The organism is Bradyrhizobium sp. BR 1433 (assembly GCF_051547665.1).
In the GTDB taxonomy this organism is placed as follows: Bacteria; Pseudomonadota; Alphaproteobacteria; order Rhizobiales; family Xanthobacteraceae; genus Bradyrhizobium; species Bradyrhizobium australafricanum.
In genome coordinates this window covers 1,060,579-1,083,195 of sequence record NZ_JBPUGG010000001.1, presented here as the reverse complement: position 1 = coordinate 1,083,195, position 22,617 = coordinate 1,060,579, and the positions used below count along the sequence as shown (strand labels likewise).

Annotated in this window: 24 protein-coding genes and 1 pseudogene; 13 read left to right on the top strand and 12 right to left on the bottom strand. The window is 64.1% G+C overall.

The window, feature by feature from the left end:
• Window positions 1-3 precede the first annotated feature (3 nt).
• Both ACSKB9_RS05515 and ACSKB9_RS05510 read right to left on the bottom strand, forming a co-directional pair.
• Window positions 4-666, bottom strand: coding sequence for an OB-fold-containig protein (locus ACSKB9_RS05515; protein WP_016844022.1), 663 nt, complete (start codon window positions 664-666; stop codon window positions 4-6).
• Complete coding sequence (locus ACSKB9_RS05510; protein ID WP_438071933.1) at window positions 663-1,793, bottom strand: PspA/IM30 family protein; 1,131 nt, start codon at window positions 1,791-1,793, stop codon at window positions 663-665. The genes ACSKB9_RS05515 and ACSKB9_RS05510 overlap by 4 nt, the downstream gene beginning before the upstream one ends.
• Before the next feature lie 121 nt (window positions 1,794-1,914).
• Between ACSKB9_RS05510 and ACSKB9_RS05505 the strand changes: the two genes are divergently transcribed.
• A complete protein-coding gene (locus ACSKB9_RS05505; RefSeq protein ID WP_438071932.1) occupies window positions 1,915-3,288 on the top strand; it encodes an Nramp family divalent metal transporter in 1,374 nt (457 codons plus the stop codon).
• A gap of 10 nt (window positions 3,289-3,298) precedes the next feature.
• Here ACSKB9_RS05505 and ACSKB9_RS05500 read toward each other — a convergent pair whose 3' ends face one another.
• From ACSKB9_RS05500 to hemB, 3 genes are all read right to left on the bottom strand, one after another.
• Window positions 3,299-4,075, bottom strand: coding sequence for an arginyltransferase (locus tag ACSKB9_RS05500; RefSeq protein WP_026192842.1), 777 nt, complete (start codon window positions 4,073-4,075; stop codon window positions 3,299-3,301).
• 86 nt (window positions 4,076-4,161) lie between these two features.
• Window positions 4,162-4,719, bottom strand: coding sequence for an RDD family protein (locus tag ACSKB9_RS05495; RefSeq protein WP_438071931.1), 558 nt, complete (start codon window positions 4,717-4,719; stop codon window positions 4,162-4,164).
• A gap of 185 nt (window positions 4,720-4,904) precedes the next feature.
• Window positions 4,905-5,969 (bottom strand): porphobilinogen synthase, encoded by a 1,065-nt coding sequence (gene hemB / locus ACSKB9_RS05490; RefSeq protein WP_438071930.1) that lies wholly within the window; start codon window positions 5,967-5,969, stop codon window positions 4,905-4,907.
• A 213-nt stretch (window positions 5,970-6,182) separates the two neighbouring features.
• On the opposite strand from hemB, the gene ACSKB9_RS05485 reads away from it, so the two are divergent.
• From ACSKB9_RS05485 to ACSKB9_RS05470, 4 genes are all read left to right on the top strand, one after another.
• Entirely contained in the window at window positions 6,183-6,644 is a 462-nt protein-coding gene (locus ACSKB9_RS05485) for a DUF6163 family protein (RefSeq protein ID WP_016845013.1), read from the top strand.
• A gap of 664 nt (window positions 6,645-7,308) precedes the next feature.
• The gene (gene ldtR, locus ACSKB9_RS05480; protein WP_018271925.1) at window positions 7,309-7,827 is read left to right on the top strand and encodes a transcriptional regulator LdtR; all 519 of its coding nucleotides are present in this window, start codon (window positions 7,309-7,311) and stop codon (window positions 7,825-7,827) included.
• Between the two features lie 202 nt (window positions 7,828-8,029).
• Window positions 8,030-8,260: a hypothetical protein gene (locus tag ACSKB9_RS05475; RefSeq protein WP_016845011.1), complete on the top strand. Its 231-nt coding sequence runs from the start codon at window positions 8,030-8,032 to the stop codon at window positions 8,258-8,260.
• A 20-nt stretch (window positions 8,261-8,280) separates the two neighbouring features.
• Window positions 8,281-8,502, top strand: a complete 222-nt coding sequence (locus ACSKB9_RS05470; protein WP_016845010.1) for a hypothetical protein — start codon at window positions 8,281-8,283, stop codon at window positions 8,500-8,502.
• Between the two features lie 87 nt (window positions 8,503-8,589).
• On the opposite strand, the gene ACSKB9_RS05465 is transcribed toward ACSKB9_RS05470, so the two are convergent.
• Window positions 8,590-8,970: a hypothetical protein gene (locus tag ACSKB9_RS05465; protein WP_438071929.1), complete on the bottom strand. Its 381-nt coding sequence runs from the start codon at window positions 8,968-8,970 to the stop codon at window positions 8,590-8,592.
• 23 nt (window positions 8,971-8,993) lie between these two features.
• On the opposite strand from ACSKB9_RS05465, the gene ACSKB9_RS05460 reads away from it, so the two are divergent.
• Entirely contained in the window at window positions 8,994-9,419 is a 426-nt protein-coding gene (locus tag ACSKB9_RS05460; RefSeq protein ID WP_438080072.1) for a DUF3551 domain-containing protein, read from the top strand.
• A gap of 309 nt (window positions 9,420-9,728) precedes the next feature.
• Here the strand turns inward: ACSKB9_RS05460 and ACSKB9_RS05455 are convergent, their stop codons facing one another.
• Entirely contained in the window at window positions 9,729-9,908 is a 180-nt protein-coding gene (locus ACSKB9_RS05455; RefSeq protein ID WP_016845008.1) for a hypothetical protein, read from the bottom strand.
• A 762-nt stretch (window positions 9,909-10,670) separates the two neighbouring features.
• A complete protein-coding gene (locus tag ACSKB9_RS05450; protein ID WP_438071928.1) occupies window positions 10,671-10,853 on the bottom strand; it encodes a hypothetical protein in 183 nt (60 codons plus the stop codon).
• 68 nt (window positions 10,854-10,921) lie between these two features.
• Here ACSKB9_RS05450 and ACSKB9_RS05445 point away from each other — a divergent pair, with 68 nt between their 5' ends.
• Window positions 10,922-11,068 carry a hypothetical protein gene (locus tag ACSKB9_RS05445; protein ID WP_438071927.1) on the top strand — a complete coding sequence of 49 codons (147 nt, stop codon included), beginning with the start codon at window positions 10,922-10,924 and terminating at the stop codon, window positions 11,066-11,068.
• 507 nt (window positions 11,069-11,575) lie between these two features.
• Here ACSKB9_RS05445 and ACSKB9_RS05440 read toward each other — a convergent pair.
• The 3 genes and pseudogenes from ACSKB9_RS05440 to ACSKB9_RS05430 all read right to left on the bottom strand — a co-directional run bounded on the left by ACSKB9_RS05440 (window position 11,576) and on the right by ACSKB9_RS05430 (window position 13,281).
• A pseudogene (locus ACSKB9_RS05440) lies at window positions 11,576-12,030 on the bottom strand (Hsp20 family protein).
• A 517-nt stretch (window positions 12,031-12,547) separates the two neighbouring features.
• Entirely contained in the window at window positions 12,548-12,910 is a 363-nt protein-coding gene (locus ACSKB9_RS05435) for a PRC-barrel domain-containing protein (RefSeq protein ID WP_438071926.1), read from the bottom strand.
• 137 nt (window positions 12,911-13,047) lie between these two features.
• The gene (locus ACSKB9_RS05430) at window positions 13,048-13,281 is read right to left on the bottom strand and encodes a hypothetical protein (RefSeq protein ID WP_057020731.1); all 234 of its coding nucleotides are present in this window, start codon (window positions 13,279-13,281) and stop codon (window positions 13,048-13,050) included.
• A 330-nt stretch (window positions 13,282-13,611) separates the two neighbouring features.
• Between ACSKB9_RS05430 and ACSKB9_RS05425 the strand changes: the two genes are divergently transcribed.
• Genes ACSKB9_RS05425 through ACSKB9_RS05415 form a run of 3 tightly spaced genes read left to right on the top strand, consistent with a single transcriptional unit; the run spans window position 13,612 to window position 16,576 of the window.
• Window positions 13,612-14,580, top strand: coding sequence for a Bug family tripartite tricarboxylate transporter substrate binding protein (locus ACSKB9_RS05425; protein WP_438071925.1), 969 nt, complete (start codon window positions 13,612-13,614; stop codon window positions 14,578-14,580).
• Window positions 14,577-15,077 (top strand): tripartite tricarboxylate transporter TctB family protein, encoded by a 501-nt coding sequence (locus ACSKB9_RS05420; RefSeq protein ID WP_438071924.1) that lies wholly within the window; start codon window positions 14,577-14,579, stop codon window positions 15,075-15,077. The genes ACSKB9_RS05425 and ACSKB9_RS05420 overlap by 4 nt, the downstream gene beginning before the upstream one ends.
• Window positions 15,077-16,576 (top strand): tripartite tricarboxylate transporter permease, encoded by a 1,500-nt coding sequence (locus ACSKB9_RS05415; RefSeq protein ID WP_438071923.1) that lies wholly within the window; start codon window positions 15,077-15,079, stop codon window positions 16,574-16,576. Before ACSKB9_RS05420 ends, ACSKB9_RS05415 begins: the two co-directional genes overlap by 1 nt.
• Window positions 16,577-16,766: 190 nt before the next feature.
• Here ACSKB9_RS05415 and ACSKB9_RS05410 read toward each other — a convergent pair whose 3' ends face one another.
• Window positions 16,767-19,043 carry a TonB-dependent siderophore receptor gene (locus ACSKB9_RS05410; protein WP_438071922.1) on the bottom strand — a complete coding sequence of 759 codons (2,277 nt, stop codon included), beginning with the start codon at window positions 19,041-19,043 and terminating at the stop codon, window positions 16,767-16,769.
• A gap of 604 nt (window positions 19,044-19,647) precedes the next feature.
• Between ACSKB9_RS05410 and glyA the strand changes: the two genes are divergently transcribed.
• Genes glyA through ribD form a run of 3 tightly spaced genes read left to right on the top strand, consistent with a single transcriptional unit; the run spans window position 19,648 to window position 22,615 of the window.
• Window positions 19,648-20,949, top strand: a complete 1,302-nt coding sequence (gene glyA, locus ACSKB9_RS05405; protein WP_438071921.1) for a serine hydroxymethyltransferase — start codon at window positions 19,648-19,650, stop codon at window positions 20,947-20,949.
• A 26-nt stretch (window positions 20,950-20,975) separates the two neighbouring features.
• Window positions 20,976-21,458: a transcriptional regulator NrdR gene (gene nrdR / locus ACSKB9_RS05400; protein ID WP_438071920.1), complete on the top strand. Its 483-nt coding sequence runs from the start codon at window positions 20,976-20,978 to the stop codon at window positions 21,456-21,458.
• The gene (gene ribD, locus ACSKB9_RS05395) at window positions 21,455-22,615 is read left to right on the top strand and encodes a bifunctional diaminohydroxyphosphoribosylaminopyrimidine deaminase/5-amino-6-(5-phosphoribosylamino)uracil reductase RibD (RefSeq protein WP_438071919.1); all 1,161 of its coding nucleotides are present in this window, start codon (window positions 21,455-21,457) and stop codon (window positions 22,613-22,615) included. Before nrdR ends, ribD begins: the two co-directional genes overlap by 4 nt.
• Window positions 22,616-22,617: the final 2 nt, after the last annotated feature.

The following is a 22,617-nucleotide window of genomic DNA, read 5'->3' as shown; positions in this document are numbered from 1 at the left end:
GTGTTATGCCCTGTTGGAAGATCGTTGTTGTTCGACGAGGTCGGCTGGAGCGGCAATCGCGATGAAGCCCTTGGCATCGCGATCGACCAGCAGCACGCTGGCGCCGACCGGCAACGCCTCGGACTCCGCGCTGGCACGCGCCGACACGGTGTGCCAGTTGCCGAAGACATCCTTGAGACGGACCCTGCCGGGCAGGCCCTGATCGAGCGGGCCGACCGACACGGTTGCGACTTTGCCGACAAAGTCGCTGTCGTTGACCGCATAGCTCTCGTCGCGCGGAATGATGCGCGCGAGGCCGCGGCTGGTATTTCTGATCACGGGAATGCTGCCTGCCGCAGCAACCACCGCGGCAAGCGAGACCGGGATGGCGGTGCCTGCGGCATGCGCCAGTCCCTGAAGCAGGAAGCCTCCGATCGAGAAGATGCCGAGGATCAGGATGATCAGGATCAGGAGGGGAAGCCGCCCGGCGTTGATCCAGAGAAACAGGCCACCGAGAGCATTGTGGCTCTCGGCCTCGACCGCGAAATCCTTGCCGATCAATTCGCTGATCGAAAGTCCGACCATGGTGCTGAGCAGTTCGATACCGCCAAGTGCCACCATGATCGCAGCCGCGACCGCGAAGGGCCGCACGTCGGGGGCGAGCAGAATGTCGCCAACTGCACTCATTTTTCTGACTTGATCCTTTCAAGCCGCGCCGCGATTTCCTTTTCGCGATGCAGGCGATCGAGTTCGTCAAGCTCCTTGTCGCCGAGCACGCTGGAGGCGGGAACGCCGGTGACCCGGGCGATCGCCGCCATGGCGCGCTCAGCACTCAATGTATTGGTCGTCGATGGGCCCCGGCTGGTTTCGTCCTTGGCCTCGCGGATCAGGCTTTGTTCGAGATCGGCCAAGCGCGTCTCAGCCTCGCGGCGCGCGCCGAGCATGGCCTGCAGCGCCTTGGTCTGCTCGTCGATTTCGAGCTCGATGAAATCCATCGCGCGTTCCAGCGCGATCACCTGCGACTCCAGATCAATTTGCCGTGCAACGCCGGCGCGCGCGAGATCCTCGCGATTTTCCGCAAGTGCGAGACGAATTTTTTCGTTCAGACCAGCCGTTTCGGTATCCAGTTCTTCGCGCCGCTTCTTCAGGCGGAATTCTTCGGCGCGCGACTTGCCGAGCGCGTAGCGCGCCTCGTCGGCGCCGGCGTCGATCTCGCGGATCGCCTGTTTGACCAGCGCGACCTTGTTGTTGTTCTCGACATTGTCGATGGTCTGGCTCGCGATGGCGGCAAGAAGCCGGCCCATGCGCGCAAGGATGCCTTCGTGAAGCATGGTCTTCTCCTCCGGTTGTGCTGATTTCGATTTGACGGCGATGTGGATTTCGTAGCCGCGTCCATCCGAGATCAAATGTGCCGGGAAGGGGCTTTCCCAGCCCGAGACATATCCCGGCACATCGAACGGCACCAAGACGCGTCCGCTGACAGTGCTAATGGTCAGTGAAGTTGGGCCCTTGATCGCAAACAACTTGTCGTCGAGCGGTATCCGGCGGACGGCGGCGCCTGCGATGTAATTGGCGCGGTCGCGCAGGCCGAGCGTCACCAGCCGTGCGGGCAGGCCGGTCTCCTTGCGGATTTTCTCGTAGGCCTGGGCGTGCAGCGAGACGAGGTTGGCGCCGACGGGAGCGACCTCGGCCAGGATCGCCATCATCCGGTCATAGGCCGCAAAGGTCGCCTCGATCGCCTCGATGCCTGAAGGATCAGGGGCGAGGGCGTAGCGCAGCGTTGCGGTCGGCGTTTCGACGGGCAGTTTGATCATGTAGCTAACGTAAAGCACTTCCTCAGTACTTTATAAGGAGGACGGATGGTATCATTTTCGTGAGCCTAGATGCAGTTGCAAATGAGTTGCAATAACCGGAGAGATCGGCCATCCTTGTCGGATGGATGCTCGGACCCCTGAACTGTCTTCCGTTTCCGTTCCCAATGCCGTGCCAGGTGGCTGGCGGGGCGATGCCGGACATGTGCGCAGCCTGCCGGAGGTGAACGCGACCGTCGCGGTGCCGTCAGGCGGCCTGTGGTGGCGGCGGCTGCTGGCCTTCGCCGGGCCGGGCTACCTGGTCTCGGTCGGCTATATGGACCCCGGCAATTGGGCCACCGACCTCGCGGGCGGATCGAAGTTTGGCTACACGCTGCTGTCGGTCATCCTGCTCTCCAACCTGATGGCGATCCTGCTGCAGGCGCTCGCAGCACGGCTCGGCATCGCCACCGACCGCGATCTCGCCCAGGCCTGCCGCGCGACCTACCCGCGCCCGGTGAATTTGCTGCTGTGGCTCGCCTGCGAGGCCGCGATCATCGCCTGCGACCTCGCCGAGGTGATCGGTACCGCGATCGCGCTCAAGCTGCTGTTCGGCATTCCCCTGATCGGCGGCGCGCTGCTGGCGGCGCTGGATGCGTTCCTGCTGCTGCTCCTGATGAACCGCGGCTTCCGCTTCCTCGAGGCCTTCGTGATCGCGCTCCTGATCGTCATCGCGGTCTGCTTCGTCGTCCAGATCGCCGCCGCCGCGCCGCCGGTTGCCGCCGTGCTCGGCGGCTTCATCCCGTCGCGCGAGATCGTCACCAATCCGGAGATGCTGTACATCGCGATCGGCATCATCGGCGCCACCGTGATGCCGCATAACCTCTATCTGCACTCCTCGATCGTGCAGACCCGTGCCTATCCGCGCACCGAGGAGGGACGGCGCGACGCGATCAAATGGGCGACCACCGATTCCACCATCGCGCTGATGCTGGCGCTGTTCGTCAATGCCGCGATCCTGGTGCTGGCTGCCGCGACCTTCCACAAGAGCGGCCATTCCGATGTCGCCGAGATCGACCAGGCGTTCGAGTTGCTGTCGCCGCTGCTCGGCCTCGGCATCGCCTCGACGCTGTTTGCCGTGGCGCTGCTCGCCTCCGGCCTCAACTCGACGGTGACGGCGACGCTGGCCGGCCAGATCGTGATGCAGGGCTTCCTCGACCTCAAGCTGCCCGACTGGCTGCAGCGGCTGGTGACCCGCGGCATCGCGATCGTCCCTGTCATCGTGGTCGCCGCGCTCTACGGCGAGAGCGGCACGGCGCAGCTGCTGGTGTTCAGCCAGGTCGTGCTGTCGATGCAGCTGCCGTTCGCGGTGATCCCGCTGGTGCGGTTCGTGTCCGACAAGCGCAAGATGGGCGCGTTCGCGATCTCACGCCCCGTCGCGGTGGCGGCGTGGATCGTCGCCGGGTTGATCGTGGTCCTGAACGTGAAGCTGCTGATCGATACGTTCTTCGGCAGCTAGTCCTCGGCAGCTAGTCCTGCGGCTCGGCGAGCACCTCGCCTGATGCGTCGACGCGGAGCCAGCCCGACGGCGCGAGCCGCTGCTGCGGCAGGAAACGGCCCTTGTAGTCCATCTTCTTGGAGCCCTCGATCCAGTACCCGAGATAGACGTAGGGCAGGCCCTGCCGGCGGGCGCGGGCGATATGGTCGAGGATCATGAAGGTGCCGAGCGAGCGCGCCTCCAGCCCGGGCTCGAAGAACGAATAGACCATCGATAGCCCGTCGCTGAGCACGTCGGTCAGCGCCACCGCCATCAACTCGTCGCCGCGACCGGTGATGGCGCTGTCGGCATTGCGCTTGCGGTACTCGATGATCCGGGTCTCGACATGGCTGTCCTCGACCATCATCGCGTAGTCGAGCACGGTCATGTCGGCCATGCCGCCGTTGCGGTGGCGGCGGTCGAGATAGGCCCGGAACACCGAATATTGCTCCGAGGTTGGCACCGCGGTGCGCTGCTCGCCGATGATGTCGGCGTTGCGGGCCAGCACCTTGCGGAAGTTGCGGGAGGGGCGGAATTCGTTGGCGATCACCCGGACCGAGACGCAGGCCCGGCACTGGTCGCAGGCCGGGCGGTAGGCGATCGACTGGCTGCGGCGGAAGCCGCCATGGGTCAGCAAGTCGTTGAGATCGCCCGCTTTGTCGCCGACCAGGTGCGTGAAAACCTTCCGCTCGTGTCGGCCCGGCAAATACGGGCAGGGCGAGGGCGCCGTCAAATAGAACTGAGGAGTATCACGCGAATGCTGGGTCACGTCAGATCGTCGGGCTCCACAAACAATTCAGGCAGCCGAGTGAGCATCGCCCCCCTGAGGCTAACGGTCAATTGGTTTAGGCGGGCCTAATAGGAGGCCCGCGCGGCCGGAGCGACCGGGGTCCGGACCGAGCTGTTGATAATGACGGTTCCGAGGATGATGTCATGCAGCAGCCGGCGGCGGCCGTTGAGCAGCCCGATCAGGAGCACCAGCGGCGACAGGAACGAGATCGTCACCCAGAACAGCACCGCGTGGGTGGCGCCGAGCACGAAATAGCCGCGCGCGCCGTACCAGGTGCGCAGTTCCAGATCCATCATGCGCATGCCGAGCGTGGCCGAGTGCTGCCCGCCGATCGAGGCGCCGTAATAGACGATCGCCCAGACGATCGAGGCCGGCGAGACCAGCCAGAACAGCGCCCAGCCGAGACCGAGCGTGACGAGGCCGAACACCGCGATGAAAATCACCGCGAGGATCACCGGCACCGACAGCACGAACAGGTCGATCAGGAATGCAAAGACACGTCGAGTCAGCACGCCGCGGAACAGGTCCGGCTGCATCATCGGATCGAACGCATGCGGAGGAACGCCGCCGTCGTTGCGCCAGGCCTTATTGCGCCAGGTGCCGCCATCATTGCCGTAGGACATGACCAACCTCCGATGAAAGTCCCGCGCAGGACATGGGAACAGGAGGCGCGCTCGCCAAGCCTGCGCGAACATTAACTAGCCGAAATATTCCGGCGATTCGGGGGCTGGATCGAGCGGTTCTACCTTCACGCCGTCATTGCGAGCGGAGCGAAGCGATTCACTGGTCGCAATAGCGGCGGCGGCCGTCAGCTCTCCGCCTTGATCTTTTCGGCGGCCTTCGGCGCGAAATAGGTAAGGATGCCGTCGGCGCCGGCGCGCTTGAAGCCGACCAGGCTCTCCATCATCGCGCGCTCGCCGTCGATCCAGCCATTGGCAGCGGCGCCCGCGATCATCGCGTACTCGCCGGACACCTGGTACACGAAGGTCGGCATCGCGAAATGGTCCTTCACGCGGCGGACGATGTCGAGATAGGGCATGCCCGGCTTCACCATCACCATGTCGGCGCCCTCGGCGATGTCGAGCTCGACCTCGCGCAGCGCCTCGTCGGAATTGGCGCTGTCCATCTGATAGGTGCGCTTGTCGCCGGTCAGCGTCTTGGCCGAGCCGATCGCGTCGCGGAACGGGCCGTAGAAGGCGGAGGCGTATTTCGCCGCATAGGACATGATCTGCACGTCGCCGAAGCCGTTGTCATCGAGCGCCTCGCGGATCGCGCCGATCCTGCCGTCCATCATGTCCGAGGGCGCGATCACGTCGCAGCCGGCCTCGGCCTGGGTCAGCGCCTGCTTCACCAGCACCGCGACGGTCTCGTCGTTGAGGATCTTGCCGCCTTCGATCAGCCCGTCATGGCCATGGCTGGTGAAGGGATCGAGCGCGACGTCGCACAGCACGCCGATGTCGGGAAACTCCTTCTTGATCGCGCGCACCGCCTGGCAGACCAGATTGTCGGGATTGAGCGCCTCCAAGCCCTGCTCGTCGCGCAGCGACGGCTCGGTGAAAGGGAACAGCGCGATGCAGGGGATGTTGAGCCTTGCCGCGCGCTCGGCGTCGCGGACGATCTGGTCGACGGTGAGCCGGTCGACGCCGGGCATCGAGGCCACCGGCGTGCGGGTGTTGTGGCCATCGACCACGAACATCGGCCAGATCAGGTCGTTGGTGGTCAGCACGTTCTCGCGCACCAGGCGTCGGGCCCATTCCGACTTGCGGTTGCGCCGCATCCGGATCGTGAGGTCGAGCGAGGGAGAGGCGAGGGCGTCAGTCTGGCGCCGGGGCGCATCGCGCAGTTCGATCGGGCGCCCGAATTTGATCGCCATGTTGTCTTCTCCTCGACGGACGGCAGTTCCGGACCTGATAAGGTCTGGACCTGATATAACTCCGGTTCTAGCACCTGTCAGGGCCGCCGTCATTGCGCCGCTATTGCATCCGTGGCGCCCTTGATTTGCCGCAACGGCAATTGATTTTGCGTCCCCGGCGGGCCAAGACTGCGCCCATGAACCCCATTTTGCAGCCGCTCTGCGGCGATTCGGATGTCTGACACCTCTGCACGCGATCAGGCGCGGGACAATGCCATCTCGGTGAGCGCGATCTCGTCCGACCGGATCGAGCCGGACGACAATGCGTGGACGCGGCGCCTCGTCATCTTCCTGCGCATCATGGCTGTCGTCTCGGTCGCCAAGGGCCTCTATCACTGGGCCCAGGTAACCGGCTTCGTCGGCGGCGAGGAGGAGGCCTTCGAGAACCAGTCGATGGCCTGGCAGACCGCCACGATCTATTTCGCCGTCATCGAGCTCGTCGCCGCCGTCGGGCTCTGGCTCGCGACGCCCTGGGGCGCCGTGGTGTGGCTGACCACCGTGGTGTCGATGGCGGTCATCGAGCTGATGTTTCCCGGCATCTATGGCGGTAGTCTCACCGTGGTCGGGCTCGAGGCGCTGATGCTCGCCGCCTATCTCGCGCTGGCCTGGATGTCGGCGCGCGAACGCCCGCCATAGGCCGGCGTGCAGCGATGGCCTGATGCACTGTTGCCCCGTGGCGACAGCGCCACGAATAGCCGGCCGCGGCCGGCAATATTTGGCAGCCGTGCGCGCAACGAGAAGACAGCATTGCTGGTTCTGATAGGTGGGTGCCGACAGATCGCATCCGTTTGAGACACCCCCTTCCGGGACCGTCTCTACGGGACCTGCCGTCGGGGCCCATTTCACCGGACCTCGGCGCGTGTGCCGGCCGGCTTTGCGCGGGCCGACGGCGGAACCGGTCTTGCTCTCCGCAACAGATCTGCACCGCTTGCGCGCATCGCGTGCACGTCCCGCCGCTGCACTCCGATAAAATTTTCAAAGAATTTTCCGGTAACCGATCGGTCACCGTAAAGGGTTCCCTCATACCCGTTACGCCACCGTTTCGAATTCAGACGATGCTGTTTCCGAATGTGACAGGGCAGGCAGACGAAGCGTGAACAAGGGTCCGCCACCGTCAATGAAAAGTTGCGAAAAGCCTTTGATCCATGGGCTTAATCCACGATTCACTGTCTTAAATTCATGATCTCTTTATTCTCTTATTTAAGCGGATATTCAAACGGCCCCCTTACGTTGGACCTATCAGGCGGGACACAAGTTTCGTCGAATAAAGTCGATAAAAACGACAAACAGGGGAAGTGTCATGATGAAAGCCGTTGCGACAACGGCGGCGGATGCCGCTGATCGCGCTACCGGTCAAGCTCCGGTGCAGCCGCTCTATCTCGAAGCCCTGACTTTGGTGGAGCGGCTGCATCGCCGGCTCCTCGACGTCATCAAGGACGAATTCGATCGTCGTGGCCGCGCCGACATCAACTCGGTGCAGGCGCTGCTCCTGTACAACATCGGCGACAAGGAGTTGACCGCCGGCGAGCTGCGCACCCGCGGCTACTATCTCGGCTCCAACGTTTCCTACAATCTGAAGAAGCTCGTCGAGCTCGGCTTCCTCGATCATCAGCGTTCGCGCGTCGATCGCCGCTCGGTCCGCATCCGCCTGACCCCGCAGGGCCAGGAAGTCCGCAAGATCGTCGACGCGCTCTATCAGAAGCACGTCAAGACGGTGGAGCAGGTTGGCGGCATCTCGAACGAGGAGTTCGCGAGCCTCAACAAATCGCTGCATCGCCTCGAGCGCTTCTGGACCGACCAGATCCTGTATCGCCTCTGAGCCTTCCTGTTTTCGCCTGATGGCCAAGCCGGCCGCTCGAGAAGACCGGCAGCCTTCCTCCAGTCCAGCCTTGCTTCAGTCAACGCATCGGTCATGCCCGGCCGATGCGTTTTTCATGCTGCACTGCGAAAATAAATGAGCCCCGGCGAGGAACCAAGGCGTTCCCTGCGGCTTATCCGTTAGCCAACGGAGAGGCAGGGATATGTTGCTCGAACGCGGGATTGAGGTGCTGAATGTCGAGGTCGTCGGTGACGCCTACGCGATCGCCTCGAACTATCTGCGCAAATCCGGCGCCATTCCCGACAATTTCGCCACCAATGAGCGCCTGCTCGGCATCATCGTGAAGCTGTTCCAGCGCGGTGAGATGAACCGCCTCCGCCTCGCCAACAAGGCGATCGCGAAGTTCGAGGCCGAGACGCTGGTGGTCGCCTGAGCGTCAACCCGGAGACTTCAATGGAAGCCGCTATCGATCGGATCATGCAGACGTATGATCTGCTGCTCAACCGCACGCCCGCTGCGAGCGACGAAGCGCGGGCGAAGGTGACAGAGTACGTGCAGACGCTGTTCGACGCCGGCGAACGCGATCCGCATCGGTTGACGGTGTGCGGGCTGACTTATCTGCGCCAGCTCGACGGCAGTACCGACCACGTGAAGGCCGGCTATACCGGGCTTTAGCGGCGCGCCTGGTTTCGCACTCTGTCTCGCGTCATTTGGGGTAATGGGTCCTGGCTTTCGCCAGGACGACACTGAGTTTGTCGCAACTCAAAACTGAAATGGAGCAACCGAAACCGCCAACTTTCCGTCGCTCGATTTCTGCACGGTGAATTCGACTTCCTTGGAAGCCTTGATGTCGCCCACGGAAACCGAGATGCCGCCGCTGCATTGCAATGTTCGCTTGTCCTCACTTGCCGAGGTCGTGACGATCTTTTCACCGAGGAGGTATTGTGGATTTGCGTTTTCCGCAGTGGGCTTCGCCGTCGATTCCCTGGCGGCGAAATTGACAAGCGGATTGCGGTGATCGTTGGAGATGGTCTGGAGCACGGCCTTCCGGGTTTCGATTGAATTGCACTCGAGTTGATCGCCGCAACTACCCAGAACAACCAGAACCGGAAACCCCAGAAACCAAAGCAGTCGTGACGGCATGCCAAGTGACTTCTGTGGGATGGATGGTTTCCCGACAACCGACCCAACGGAGCATGGTTCCTGCGCTCGCGCTCGGCGCGGCCGCTCCGGCTGCGGCGCGCGATCCTGGCGGCTCGCCGGCCCGCACGCGACCGAAGGGAACGCTGATCTTGCCGCTCCGTTGGTCCTCGATTGCTTGCGAGGAGCCGATCATGCGCACAACTGTCCAATTCGCTGTCCTGGGGTTCGTCCTGGCGTTCGGCGTTGCGGGACTGGCAAATGTGAGCCCGGCCAGCGCCCGGGATTATCGCTGGTGCGTGCAGGGGCGCGGCGTCGGCTATCCCGGCGATTGCATGTACCAAACCCGTGCCCAGTGTCTCGCGTCAGCTTCCGGAAGGAACGTGACCTGCGGGATCAATCCTCGCGCCGCATATGGTCAGCAGCGGCGGGGATATCGCGACCGCCATTGATTGTCTCGCCGATGGCGCGCGCGAGGCGATGGGGAAGAGCGCACCCAACGGGTGATGCGGTTAGCTGGGGCCGCTTTTTGAGCCTGCCGTTTTGAAACCTCTACTACCCTGTGGAGAGGTGTGGCCTTTCTGAGCAACGCGCACAGCCAGTGGCGTGCGGGAAGATCCCCAAACTCGGACGAGTCGTAGTCTCGGCCTTCAGGTGTCACGATGTGGATGTCGTAACACTGCGACCGTGAAAGCTCTTTTGCCTTGCGCAGAGCTGCTTCGGCCGTGCCACGACGGTGCACGATCTCTCCAAACCTGCACCTAGCTTTTACGGTGAAGCTCATCTTTCTTCTTTTTCTTGTTTCGCTTGACGACCTCGGCCTGAGCCCGGAAGGCTTGGGCGAGGCTCTTCATTTGCTCGGCCGCGAATTCGTCAGCCGTCCGCACCGCCGCCTGCTCGGCGGTCTTGGCCTGCTTCTTCAGGTCCTTGGCTATGCCCATGCCCTGTAACTTCCACGCCGTTTCGCTAGTTCCATCCGTCTGATCTTCATTGACGCGAAGCTGGCAGGAACTTTTCACGCTCTCCGGGCTTTTTGATTTTGCTTTTGGGGGGCAGCCAAACGTCAGCGTTGGAGAGAGGAGCCATCAAACGACGACGCCGGGTTAGGCAGATTTTCCCCCTTGAAAAACGCCTTGCCCAAGAAGCCGAACGGCTACGTCAACGGGCCAAGAACCTTCCTCCCTGTCGAGAGCGAGAGACCCTGTTGAGGCAGGCGCGGCATGACGAAACCACCGCCAATTTGACGGCGTGGCTACTGTCCCAAGGTCCGCGGGCACCCATCTAGGAGGACGCTCAATGCATACAAACCACCACCATATCGACGGTGTAGAGATTGCCTTTGTAAGCGCTGCGACCGTGTCGCTTGTGGCTCTCATCGCCTCCATGGCCTGGCTCTTGCTGGGGTGAAATTCCGAATCAGGGCTCCGATCCGAGACCTTCGGTCGGGATCGTTACGCGGAACCCATGGAATGAAAGATCTTCTCCAGCGCGACCAATGAGCCAAAGACTGGGCCGGTCACAGCGAGGAAGACAGCGAAATAGTAGATCCGATACATAAGGCAACCTCTCCCGGATGCGTATCAAGCCCCGGAATAACGGATGCGTCCTTTGATGGTTCGAAGGCCCGGGGTGGCCTTGCGGCCTTCGCGCGAGGCGAGCGGCGGGCATCGCGAGCGATATTGATCTCCCGCCGCCATGATCGCTCACGCAGCGCGTGCCGACCGATCGGAATCGTCGAGCAACCGGCCTAGTATCCGGCGTTCTTCCTCGATCCTCCGTCGATAGCGTTCGCGCTCTCGTTCCGAGGTCGCGCTATCCAGCAGGAATTGATAGTGACCGATGACTTTTTCGCTGCCTCTTATGAGCAGTTGTTGCAGCCCATTCATGACGTGATCTCCTCGCAAGCCGCGCGATCGAACGAGGAGGGAAGTGGCGGAATGTCGGCCGCGAGGCCTTGCATCGCCGTGACTTCTTCGGCGAGCCGTCTTTCAATGAATTCACGCTCGAGGTCGGAGAGCTGGGTCTGCAGCAGTCGCCGATACCGATGAATATTGTTGCGATGAGCGCGCAGCTGTTCAAGCCGATGGTCGAACAGTTGTGAGCTCCGGCGCCTTGCGTGTCCAAATCTTGACCGCCAGCGTTCCTCAAGGCGGTCGATGACCTGCTTCGGTAGACTGATGTCTGTCATCTCGCGCTCCTATGCAGCCAGGCAGCGGTCGACGGAGCGCAGGCGTGCAGGCCGGCCGCCTGGCGGATGGCGCGGATCGCCGTCGAGCGCGCGAAGCGCTTCGAGGATGTCGCGGACAGGAACGGGCGCTTTCAGCCCCTTGGGTGCCCGCAAGGCGGGATTGGACGCTACAGCGCTGGCGTCCGAGGCCCAGGATGCCAGGAGAGCGCGCTTCTCGGCGAGGCTCAGGCGAGGATCCGCACCACATCGTGCGGGACCTCATATTGGTGGTAATCGCCAATCGGCAGATGAAAGCCAATAACGTTATGAGCAGGAGCGGTCGTCGGCCGCATGGATACCTCCGTTCGAAAGACGAGTTGCTGAGAAGAGTGAGAAGACGAAGCCGCGACCTGTTCGTCGGACGCGGCTTCGCCGGTTCAATCAGGCGGCGACGTTTTCGAGCTGTCGGGGCGCCGTGTTCGATGCCGCGTTGATCGCGATGCGTCGCGGCTTCATCGCCTCCGGCACCTCGCGCGCCAGCTCGATCCTGAGAAGCCCGTTGTCGAATGCCGCGCTCTTGACCTCGACGTAGTCCGCCAGGCTGAACTGGCGCTTGAACCTGCGCGTCGAGATGCCCTGATAGATGTATTCGCGCTCGGCCTTTTCGACCTTGACGCCTTCGACAGTCAGAACGTTCTGCTCCGCCGTGACAGAAATTTCATCCGGCGCAAAACCGGCGATCGCGAGCACGATCTGATAGCGGTCTTCGGACAGCCGTTCGATGTTGTAGGGCGGGTAGTGATCTTCGCCGGCCCGGTGGGCTGCTTCGGCGAGATCAAAGAGCCGGTCGAATCCGATGGTCGACCGGAACAGGGGGAGAAGTCGTATGTGCGCATAGCCAAATCCTCCATAGAGCAAGATGGATATGAACGGCACCGGACACGACCGGTGCCCGTCTCGCCTGGCCCCGAGGGGCGACCAGGCCCAGCCTCCGCGATGGGGGCTGGCGCGGAAGAAAATAAAAACCGCAGATACCGTGTCAAGAACCCGGCCGAAATATTTTTGCGGTTGATTCTCCGCGTCAGAACCGCCGCTGAAGCGGCGGCCGATCAACGCCGCTCGAGGGAGGCCTGTTGCAGACCAGACATCCCGGTGGAAAATCAGATCGCCGATTTACATAGGCTAATGCCGGAACCGCGGGGGCGTTGATCGATTGGACTGCCTGGCTCCAACAGCTCAGCCCCGGATCAGGCAACCGGCCCCAGCACCGGCCTCCAGGCCCCCGAAGGTGCTGGGGCCGTTTCGTTGCGCGACCCTGGTCCGTTCCGGCGAGCTTGGATAGGGCCGCCATCACTTGCATGAATCATCCGCCGTAGCGCCCGTCCGCTCGAGCGAGCAGACGGGGCGTCGATGCTACTTATTCTCCGGCTTCCAAGTCGTACTGGCGCGATCGTATTTGAAACCAGGTGCGGCCTTCAGGCTGTCCTTGGTCTCGTCGAGCGTAAGCCACCACTTGTCGTCCTTCTTTTGAGACTTGACGGCCGTGAACGGCACGATCACGTCCTTCTCGCCGGCGCCGAGGAAGCCGCCGACACCGACGACGAGGCCGGTCACCTTGCCGGACTTGTCGACAAGCACGTCGTCGATCGTCCCGATCTTGGATTCCTTCGGGTCGTAGACATTCTGCTTGTAGTAGTTGGTGATGGTCGAACTGTCCGCCGGCGCGGCGGGCATGGTGGTTGCTGCCTGTCCAGCCGATGCAAACGCTGCGGCCATGATGCAGCCAATAGCTAAGTACTTCATAAGTGAAACTCCTCGCCTTCAGTGAAAATGGCCGAACAGGTAGATTCCGCCGCCGATGACGATGATCGCCGGCACGGCCCAAAGAATGATGACTGGCATGCGATCGCCTCCTAGTCCGAGGTACAGACCTTGACGCTCTTCATGCCGGTCTCGGCCTCGGAGCGCGTCTTGTAGACGGTGCCTGACGGGCTGACGACGGTGGTGGTCGTGTCGACGGGCTTCTTGTCGACGATCGTGCACTTCTTCGTCTTCACATCCTGGACGACATAGAATTCATCCGCTGCGAATGCCGGCGAGACGAAAGCGGCAAGCAAAGATGCCGCGACAATGGTCTTGAACTTCATGTTCTCTCCTCCAATAGCCGTACCAATCGGCGGAGGTGGAACGGGAGAAAATGGCGAAGGTTCCGTAGAACCAGGCTTGCGTTGGTGAGTCGTGCCGAATCAATGCAAGCGAAAAACGATCCGAGAGGGTGCGGCGATTTGCAGCACTGGCTAGCTGCGCCCTCCGGCTTGCCGAAGGCTGTGGCGAATGGTCGCTAGGGATACGCAGACGCGAGATCGGCGAGCGATTCCTGACCCGAAGGGACCGCGCTCCGAGTGGCGATGCGATCACATGACCGGATGCAGCCGGCGATCGGCAGGCTGCTTTCCGAAAATTCAGGAGGAAGCCCCATGATCCCGTCCCACATGCGCCTGTTCGGCGCGGTCGTCGAGCTGTTGCTTGGGGCGAGCGGTCCGGCGCCCGCGCAGCAGCTCGAGCTCAAGCTGATGGCGCCGGCGGCTCCGGGCGGCGGATGGGATCAGACGGCGCGCTCGATGCAGCAGGCGCTGGTCGCCTCCGGTGTCGCGCGCAGCGTCCAGGTCACCAACGTTCCCGGCGCCGGCGGCAGCGTCGGCATCGCGCAGTTCGTCAATGGCGCCAAGGGCGACGGCAACCAGATGATGGTGAACGGCTTCGTCATGGTGGGCGCACTCGCCATGAACAAGTCGCCGGTGACGCTGGATCAGGTGACGCCGATTGCGCGCCTCACCGAGGAGACCCAGGTCATTGTGGTGCCGGCGAACTCGCCGATCAAGACGGCGCAGGATCTCGCCGCCGCGGTGAAGGCCGATATCGCCAAGGTGACCTTTGCAGGCGGCTCGGCCGGCGGCGTCGACCATGTGATGGCGGCGCTGTTCGCGGGCACGGTCGGCGCCGATGCCAAGAAGATCAACTACATTCCGTTCTCGGGCGGCGGCGAGTCGCTTGCGGCCATTCTCGGCGGCAAGGTCACGGCCGGCATTTCCGGCCTCAGCGAATATGAAGGCCAGATCAAGGCCGGCAAGTTGCGCGCGCTCGGCGTGACGTCGGCGAACCGTCTGCCCGGCGTCGATATCCCGACCTTCAAGGAGCAGGGCATCGATCTCGTGCTGGCCAATTGGCGCTCGGTGGTCGCACCGCCCGGCATCACGCCGGAGCAGCGCAAGGTGCTGAGCGATGCGGTCGAGAAGATGGTGAAGTCCGATGCCTGGAAGGAGATCCTGAAGCAGAAGGGCTGGGACGACGCCTACCTTGGCGGCGACGCCTTCGCGGAGTTCCTGAAGAAGGAAATCGTTCGGGTCACTGACGTGCTCAAGTCCGTCGGCCTCGTGAAGTCATGACGCCGGACGCGGCGTCTGAAGATCTCCGGCCCGCGCCGGCGCGACGCGTCGATCGCGCCGGCGTGGTCATCGCGGCCGCGCTTGCCGGGCTTGCCGCGGTGCTGGTGTGGGACGCCAGCAAGCTGCCGTCCACCACGATGTACGGCATGGGGCCGGAGGCGATGCCGGTCGTCATCGCGATCGGCCTCGTCATTCTGGCGATCGGTAATCTGATTGATGCGCTGCGCGGCAACCTGCCGCCGCGCGAGAGCATGGATCCGAAACCGGTGTGGCTGATCATCGGCGGCCTGGCGCTCCTGATCGCCATCATCGGCCTTGGCGGCGGTTTCATCCTCGCCACCTCGGCGCTGTTCGTCACCACGTCGGCGGCGTTCGGCCGCCGCGCCGTCCTCGCCGACACCGCCATCGCGCTCGTGATCACGACGCTGATTTATCTCGCGTTCGACAAGCTATTGACGCTGAGCCTTCCCGCCGGCCCGCTGGAGCGACTGCTGTGATGGACACTTTCGCCGCGCTGGCGCACGGCATGGCGGTCGCCATGCAGCCGATGAACCTGCTCTACGCCCTGATCGGCGTGTTCCTGGGCACCGCGGTCGGCGTGTTGCCGGGCATCGGTCCGGCGCTGACGGTCGCGCTGCTGCTGCCGGTGACCTACAAGCTCGATCCCGGCGGCTCGCTGATCATGTTCGCCGGCATCTATTATGGCGGCATGTATGGCGGATCGACCACCGCGATCCTGATCAATACGCCGGGCGAGAGCGCGTCGATGGCGACCGCGCTCGAGGGCAACAAGATGGCCAAGGCCGGCCGCGGCGGCCCGGCGCTGGCGACCTCGGCGATCGGCTCGTTCGTGGCCGGCACCATCGCCACCATCGGCCTCGCATTCCTCGCGCCATGGCTGGTCGATTTCGCCGTGCGCTTCGGGCCGGAGGATTACTTCGCGCTGATGTGCGTCGCCTTCGTCACGGTGTCGGCAACCTTCGGCGACTCGCCGGTCCGCGGCCTCACCAGCCTGTTCATCGGCCTCACGCTCGGGCTGGTCGGCATCGACAAGCTGACCGGTCAGGCGCGGCTTGCCTTCGGCATCCCCGAACTGCTCGACGGCGTCGAGGTGACGACGCTCGCGGTCGGCCTGTTCGCGGTCGGCGAGGCGCTCTATGTCGCCTCGCGCCGGCATCACGCCGAGGAGAAGCTCGAGCCGGTGCGCGGCTCGCTGTGGATGACACGGGAGGACTGGCGGCGGTCGTGGAAGCCGTGGCTGCGCGGCACGCTGTTCGGTTTTCCGATCGGGGCGCTGCCGGCCGGCGGGGCGGAGATCCCGACATTCCTGTCCGATTCCACCGAGCGGCGGCTGACCGAACATCCGGAGGAGTTCGGCAAGGGCGCGATCGAAGGCGTCGCAGGGCCGGAAGCGGCGAACAACGCGTCCGCCGCCGGCACGCTGGTGCCACTTTTGACGCTCGGACTGCCGACCTCGGCAACGGCTGCAATGATGCTGGCGGGCTTCCAGCAATACGGCCTCAACCCGGGGCCGCTGTTGTTCGCGGAGCGGCCCGACCTGGTGTGGGGCCTGATCGCGAGCCTGTTCATCGCCAACGGCATGCTGCTGGTGCTCGATCTGCCGCTAGTCGGCCTTTGGGTGCGGCTGCTGGCGATCCCGCAGCCCTGGCTCTATGCCGGCATCCTGGTGTTCGCCACCATGGGCACGATCGCTGCGAAGCCGTCGGTCGTCGAGCTGTCGATGCTGGCGGCGTTCGGCGTCATGGGCTTTCTGATGCGCCGGTTCGACTTCCCGATCGCACCCGTCGTGATCGGGCTGATCCTCGGGCCGATCGCCGAAAGCCAGTTGCGCCGCGCGCTGGCGATCAGCCTCGGCGATCCCATGGTGCTGCTGCAAAGCCCGATGTCGGCGACGCTGCTTGGCATAGCGCTGATCGCGCTGCTGGCGCCGTTCGTGCTCAAGGGATTGGGGCGATTCAAGGCGAACGAGGATTAGGACGCGACCAGACCGTAAAAGGCCCGCTCCGGGGCTCGCATTTCGGAGCGGGCCAGTCTGGGCACGGCAAATATCGCCGCGACGCGAAACCTAGCGTGACAAGCTGACACCACCCTGACGACAGCGAAAAAGAGAGGCGGCCGAATGCCGCCTCTCGGTCACATGATTTTCCGTGAACTGAAAGTTCAGCTCACCATTTGTAGGCGAGGCTCGCCGTGATGCGGCGGCGATCGCCGTAGTAGCAGGAGCTGATCGTCGCGCAGCTCGCGACATAGATCTTGTCGGTGACGTTCACGACATTGAGCGCCGCGCGCCAGTTGTTGTCCCATTCGTAATGCAAGGCGAGGTCGCCCAGCACGACCCCCGGGACCCGTGCGGTGTTCGCGGTGTCGGCAAAGGACGAGCCGACATAGCGCACGCCGCCGCCGAAGCCGAAGCCCGTGAGCGGGCCATCACGGAAGGTGTAGTCGGTCCACACTGATGCGAGCTGCTGCGGCGCGTTGGTCGGCACGGTGCCGATCAGCGCGGGGTTGAGGTCCTTGCTGACGAACAGCTCGTAATTGGTGTAGCTCGCCACCAGCTTGAAATCGCGCGTGATGTTCGCGACCGCCTCGAGCTCGACGCCGCGCGAGGTGACTTCGCCGTTCTGGGTCTGGAACAGCGGATTGTTCGGATCGGTTGTCAGCGCGTTCTTGCGCTTGAGGTCGAAATACGCGACGCCGAACCGTGCGTTGAGCCCGACCGGCTCGTACTTGACGCCGACCTCGATCTGCTCGGAGGTTTCCGGCAGCAGCAATTGGCCGGACGCGGTGGTGCCGATGACCGGATTGTAGCCCGTCATGTAGGAGACGTAGGGCGCAACGCCGCTGTCGAAATTGTAGATCGCGCCGACACGGCCGGAGAACTTGCTGTCGTCGCGGCCCTGGGAGGCGCCGATCCGGTTGTTGTTGGTGAGATCGACCCAGTCCTGGCGGCCGGACAGCACCACAGTCAGGCGGTCGAGCTTGATCTGATCCTGTAGATAAAGCCCGGCCATGCCCTGGGCGAGATAGCCGTTCTGATACAGCGGGCCGCTGTACGGCAGGTTGGTGCCATAGACCGGATTGAGCACGTTGAGATTCGTGCCCATGCCAAAGCCCTGGCGGTCGTCGATGCCGTAATATTTCAGATCGACGCCGACCAGCGCGGTGTGCTGCAGCGCGCCGGTGGTGAAGCGGTATTCGAGCTGATTGTCGAGGTTGAGCTGGGTGGCGATGCCGCGGGTGTAGAAATTGCCGCGGGCGATGTCGGCGGCCGCCGGCGTCGTCGCGTAGCCGAGCCCGTAGAGGCCGGCATAATAGACGTCGACATGCGCCATGCGCGCGTTCTGGCGGAAATCGACGCTGTCGGTCACGCTCTTCTGGAACTGGTAGCCGACCATCTGCTGGTCGCGGCGGAACTGGTCGGCGCTGGGATCGCCGACGAACAGGCTGGTCGGAATCCGGCCGAACGGCGCGTTGGTGACGGTGCCGACATAGGGCAGGAAATTCAGCGCGCGGGTGTTGCTGTGCGAGGCCATGCCGAACACGGTGAGGCTGGTGTCGGCATCGGGCCGCCAGGTCACCGACGGGGCAAAGAAGAAGTTGTTGTCGTAGACATAGTCGGTCTGGGTGCCGCCGCCCTGGACCTGGCCGACCAGGCGGTACTGCACCTGGCCGTTGCCGGGCTGCGCCGTCGCGCCGCCGATGTCGAACTGGGTATAGGCGTTGCCGAAATTGTTGACGCCGGTCTCGATGTAGCGAATGGGCTCGGCCTGCGGCAGCTTGCTCACCGCGTTGACGAGGCCGCCCGGCGCCGAGCCGCCATACAGGATGCCGGACGGACCGCGCAGCACCTCGACACGCTCGAGATTGAAGGGCTGCAGCTTCCAGCTCGCATAGGAGGTGTAGAACAGCTGCAGGCCGTCGAGGAACAGCGACTCGTTCTGCGCGGGGAAGCCGCGGATCATGAACCAGTCGTTGCGGAAATCGGCGCCATAGGTGCCGCCGATGACGCCCGGCGTGTAGCGCAGCACCTCGTCGAACTTGCTGACGATCTTCTGGTCGCGGATCTGCTCGGCGCTGATGACCGACACCGATTGCGGCGTCTGGATGATCGGCGTGCTGGTCTTGGTGCCGCTGGCGCTCAGCCGCGCCAGATAGCCGGTGACCGGGCCGTTGGCGCGTTCGTGCCCGCCGCTGGCGCCCGCGGGCTGCTGAGCGGTCTGTGGCTGCGCGCCCACCGGGGCGGCCGTCGCGCGGCGCGAGGCGCTGCGTGCGCGCGTGGACCGTTGCGAAGGCTGCTGCGATCGCGCCGCTTGCCGCTGCGGCGCCTCGACTGTCACGGACGGCAATTGCGTCTGGGCGAAGACATCGTCCGCACCAACAACCGAAAACACAACGACAGCCGAAGCAGCAAACCGCTGCGGCCGAATCCACCTGCACGACATTTACTCCACGCTCCGTAAAAAAAATCTTGAGCGAGTTGTTATCACGGTGATTTTCGCGAGCAGCCTGCACGCGGTTAGAAGCTGTCGAAGTTGCACGCAAAGCTTGGCTGTGTGACCGGGAGACAACGGCGTATGACGCGCAATTGCACGCATCGCGTGAGAGCCTTGAATCGATCCAGTGTTGAACGATTCAAAAATCGAACGATTCAAAAATTGTCTCGCCGTCTCGTGAGTCGATGCATCGCGATCGCGCGCGAACATGATCAAGCGAATCCGATGTCGGGTGGTTGCGCAGTAGCGCTTTGAAACCTCGAGGCGATCGTTGTCTTGTCCGCAGCCTCGCGCGATCGGGAAGGGCGTCACGTTCCATTGGCGGCTGCCACGGCCGTGCTGGCCGCGCGGCGGGAACCGGGCGGCGGGGGCGGCCGTCCCGCCGGCTGGCAATCCCCGCCATCCCCACCATATCTGGCATAATTGACCGGCAGGGACCGCAACCGCTTGGCCATTTTGGGGCGATGTGATAACGCTCTGAAACCAGCTTCGACCGCCACTCGTGACCGTCCGCATCCTGCCTAAGGCTTGCGGCGGTGGAGATATTTCGCCGATGACCTCATCCAGCAAGACCGCTTCCGCGCCCGATTCCTTCTTCACCGCGACCCTCGCCCAGGCCGATCCCGAGATCGCTGCCGCGATCAAGGGCGAGCTCGGCCGGCAGCGTCATGAGATCGAGCTGATCGCCTCGGAAAGCATCGTCAGCCGCGCCGTGCTGGAGGCGCAGGGCTCGGTGATGACCAACAAATACGCGGAGGGTTATCCGGGCGCGCGCTACTACGGCGGTTGCGAGTGGGTCGACGTCGCCGAGACGCTGGCGATCGAGCGCGCCAAGAAGCTGTTCGGCGCCGGCTTCGCCAACGTCCAGCCGAACTCCGGCAGCCAGATGAACCAGGCGGCGTTTCTGGCGCTGCTGCAACCCGGCGACACCTTCATGGGCCTCGACCTCGCGGCCGGCGGCCACCTCACCCATGGTTCGCCGGTCAACATGTCCGGCAAGTGGTTCAAGGCCGCGCACTATACCGTGCGCCGCGAGGACCAGATCATCGACATGGATGCGGTGCAGAAGCAGGCCGAGCAGGTCAAGCCGAAGCTGATCATCGCCGGCGGCTCGGCCTATTCGCGCGCCTGGGACTTCAAGCGCTTCCGCGAGATCGCGGATTCCGTCGGCGCGTATCTGCTGGTCGACATGGCGCATTTCGCGGGCCTCGTGGCCGGCGGCGTGCATGCCTCGCCGGTGCCGCACGCCCACGTCACCACCACGACGACGCACAAGTCGCTGCGCGGCCCGCGCGGCGGCCTGATCCTCACCAATGACGAGACGCTGGCCAAGAAGCTGAACTCGGCGATCTTCCCGGGCCTGCAGGGCGGCCCGCTGATGCACGTCATCGCTGCCAAGGCGGTGGCGTTCGCCGAAGCGCTGCGGCCGGACTTCAAGGTCTACGCCAAGAACGTGGTCGAGAACGCCAAGGCGCTGGCGGAGACGCTGCGCGGCCACGGCCTCGACATCGTCTCGGGCGGCACCGACAACCATCTGATGCTTGTCGACCTCAGGCCGAAGGGCCTGAAGGGCAACATCTCGGAGAAGGCGCTGGTGCGCGCCGCCATCACCTGCAACAAGAACGGCATCCCGTTCGATCCCGAAAAGCCGTTCGTCACGTCCGGCCTGCGTCTCGGCACGCCGGCGGCGACCACGCGCGGCTTCGGCGTCGCCGAGTTCAAGCAGGTCGGCGGCATGATCGCCGAAGTGTTGAACGCGCTGGCGCAGTCGCCGGACGGCAAGGCGCCGCTGGTCGAGGCCGCGATCAAGGAGCGTGTCAAGGCGCTGACCGATCGCTTCCCGATCTATCAGTAAAAGGTCGCTGCTAGAGGTCCCGTCGGATGCGCTGCCCGAGTTGCAATTCTCTCGACACGCAGGTCAAGGACTTGCGTCCGACCGAGGACTCCGCGGTCATTCGCAGGCGTCGCGTCTGCATGGCCTGCAACTTCCGTTTCACGACCTTCGAGCGGGTGCAGCTGCGCGAGCTGACCGTGATCAAGCGCAACGGCCGCCGCGTGCCGTTCGACCGCGACAAGCTGGTGCGCTCGCTGCAGATCTCCTTGCGCAAGCGCCCGGTGGAATCCGAGCGGGTGGAGAAGATGGTGTCCACCATCGTGCGCGAGCTCGAAAGCGGCGGCGAGGCCGAGGTCTCCTCGGAGGCGATCGGCGAGATCGTGATGGAGCATCTGCGCCAGCTCGACGACGTCGCCTATGTGCGCTTCGCGTCGGTCTACCGCAATTTCCGCGAGGCCAAGGACTTCGAGGCCGTGCTCGACGAATTGACCGGCGAAGAGGACCCGCGGCTCGCGACGCTACGCAAATGATCTTCCGCATTCTGGAAGACCAGTTCGCGCAGAAGGCCAAAGAGGCCAAGGAAGCGGCAAAGGCGGCCGATCTGCGCTTCATGCAGCTGGCGCTGGCGCTTGGCCGGCGCGGGCTCGGGCGCACCTGGCCCAATCCGGCGGTCGGCGCCGTCATCATCAAGGACGGCGTGATCGTCGGCCGCGGCTGGACGCAAGCAGGCGGCCGGCCGCATGCCGAGGTCGAGGCACTCAGGCGCGCCGGCGATGCCGCGCGCGGCGCCACGCTCTACGTGACGCTCGAACCCTGCTCGCATTTCGGCCGCTCGCCGCCTTGTGCGGACGCCGTGGTGGCGGCCGGGCTCGCCCGCGTCGTCTCGGCGATCGAGGATCGCAATCCGGAAGTCGCGGGGCAGGGGCACGCCAGGCTGCGTGCCGCAGGCATCGCGGTCGATGTCGGGCTGTGCGCGGAAGAGGCCGCGCGCGACCATGCCGGGCACTTCCGCCGTATCCGCAACAAGCGCCCGCATGTGATCCTCAAGCTCGCGGTGTCTGCCGACGACAAGATCGCTGCCAGCGGCCACAGGCCGGTTACGATCACCGGAGAGGCCGCGTGGACCCGCGTGCATCTGCTGCGCGCGCAGAGCGATGCGATCCTGGTCGGCATCGGCACGGTCAAGGCCGACGATCCGCTTTTGACCTGCCGGCTGCCCGGCATGGCGGCGCGCTCGCCGGTGCGCCTGGTGCTGGACCGCGCGCTGCGGATCTCTGGCGACAGCCGCCTGGTGCATTCGGCGCGCGAGACGCCGCTCTGGGTGCTGAGCTCGGATATGGCGGAGGCGCCTGCCGCGGTGAAGCTAGGTGCCGCCGGCGCGCAGGTGATCCGCGTCGCCGCCGGCGCGTCCCAAGGGCTCGATCTGCCGTCCGTCCTGCATGCGCTGGCGGAGAAGGGGATCTCGCGCCTGCTGGTCGAGGGCGGATCGCGCGTGGCAAATTCTTTCGTGGCAGCCGGCCTTGTCGACGAGATCTGGCTGTTGCGCGGGCCTGATGCGATCGGTGCCGACGGCGTTCCCGCGCTGGACGCAATGCCGCTCGACGCAATCACGCAGTCGCCCGCCTTCCGGCTTCGTGCTAGCGAAGCCTTGGCCAAAGATGTTTTGACTATCTACGATCGATCCTAGGT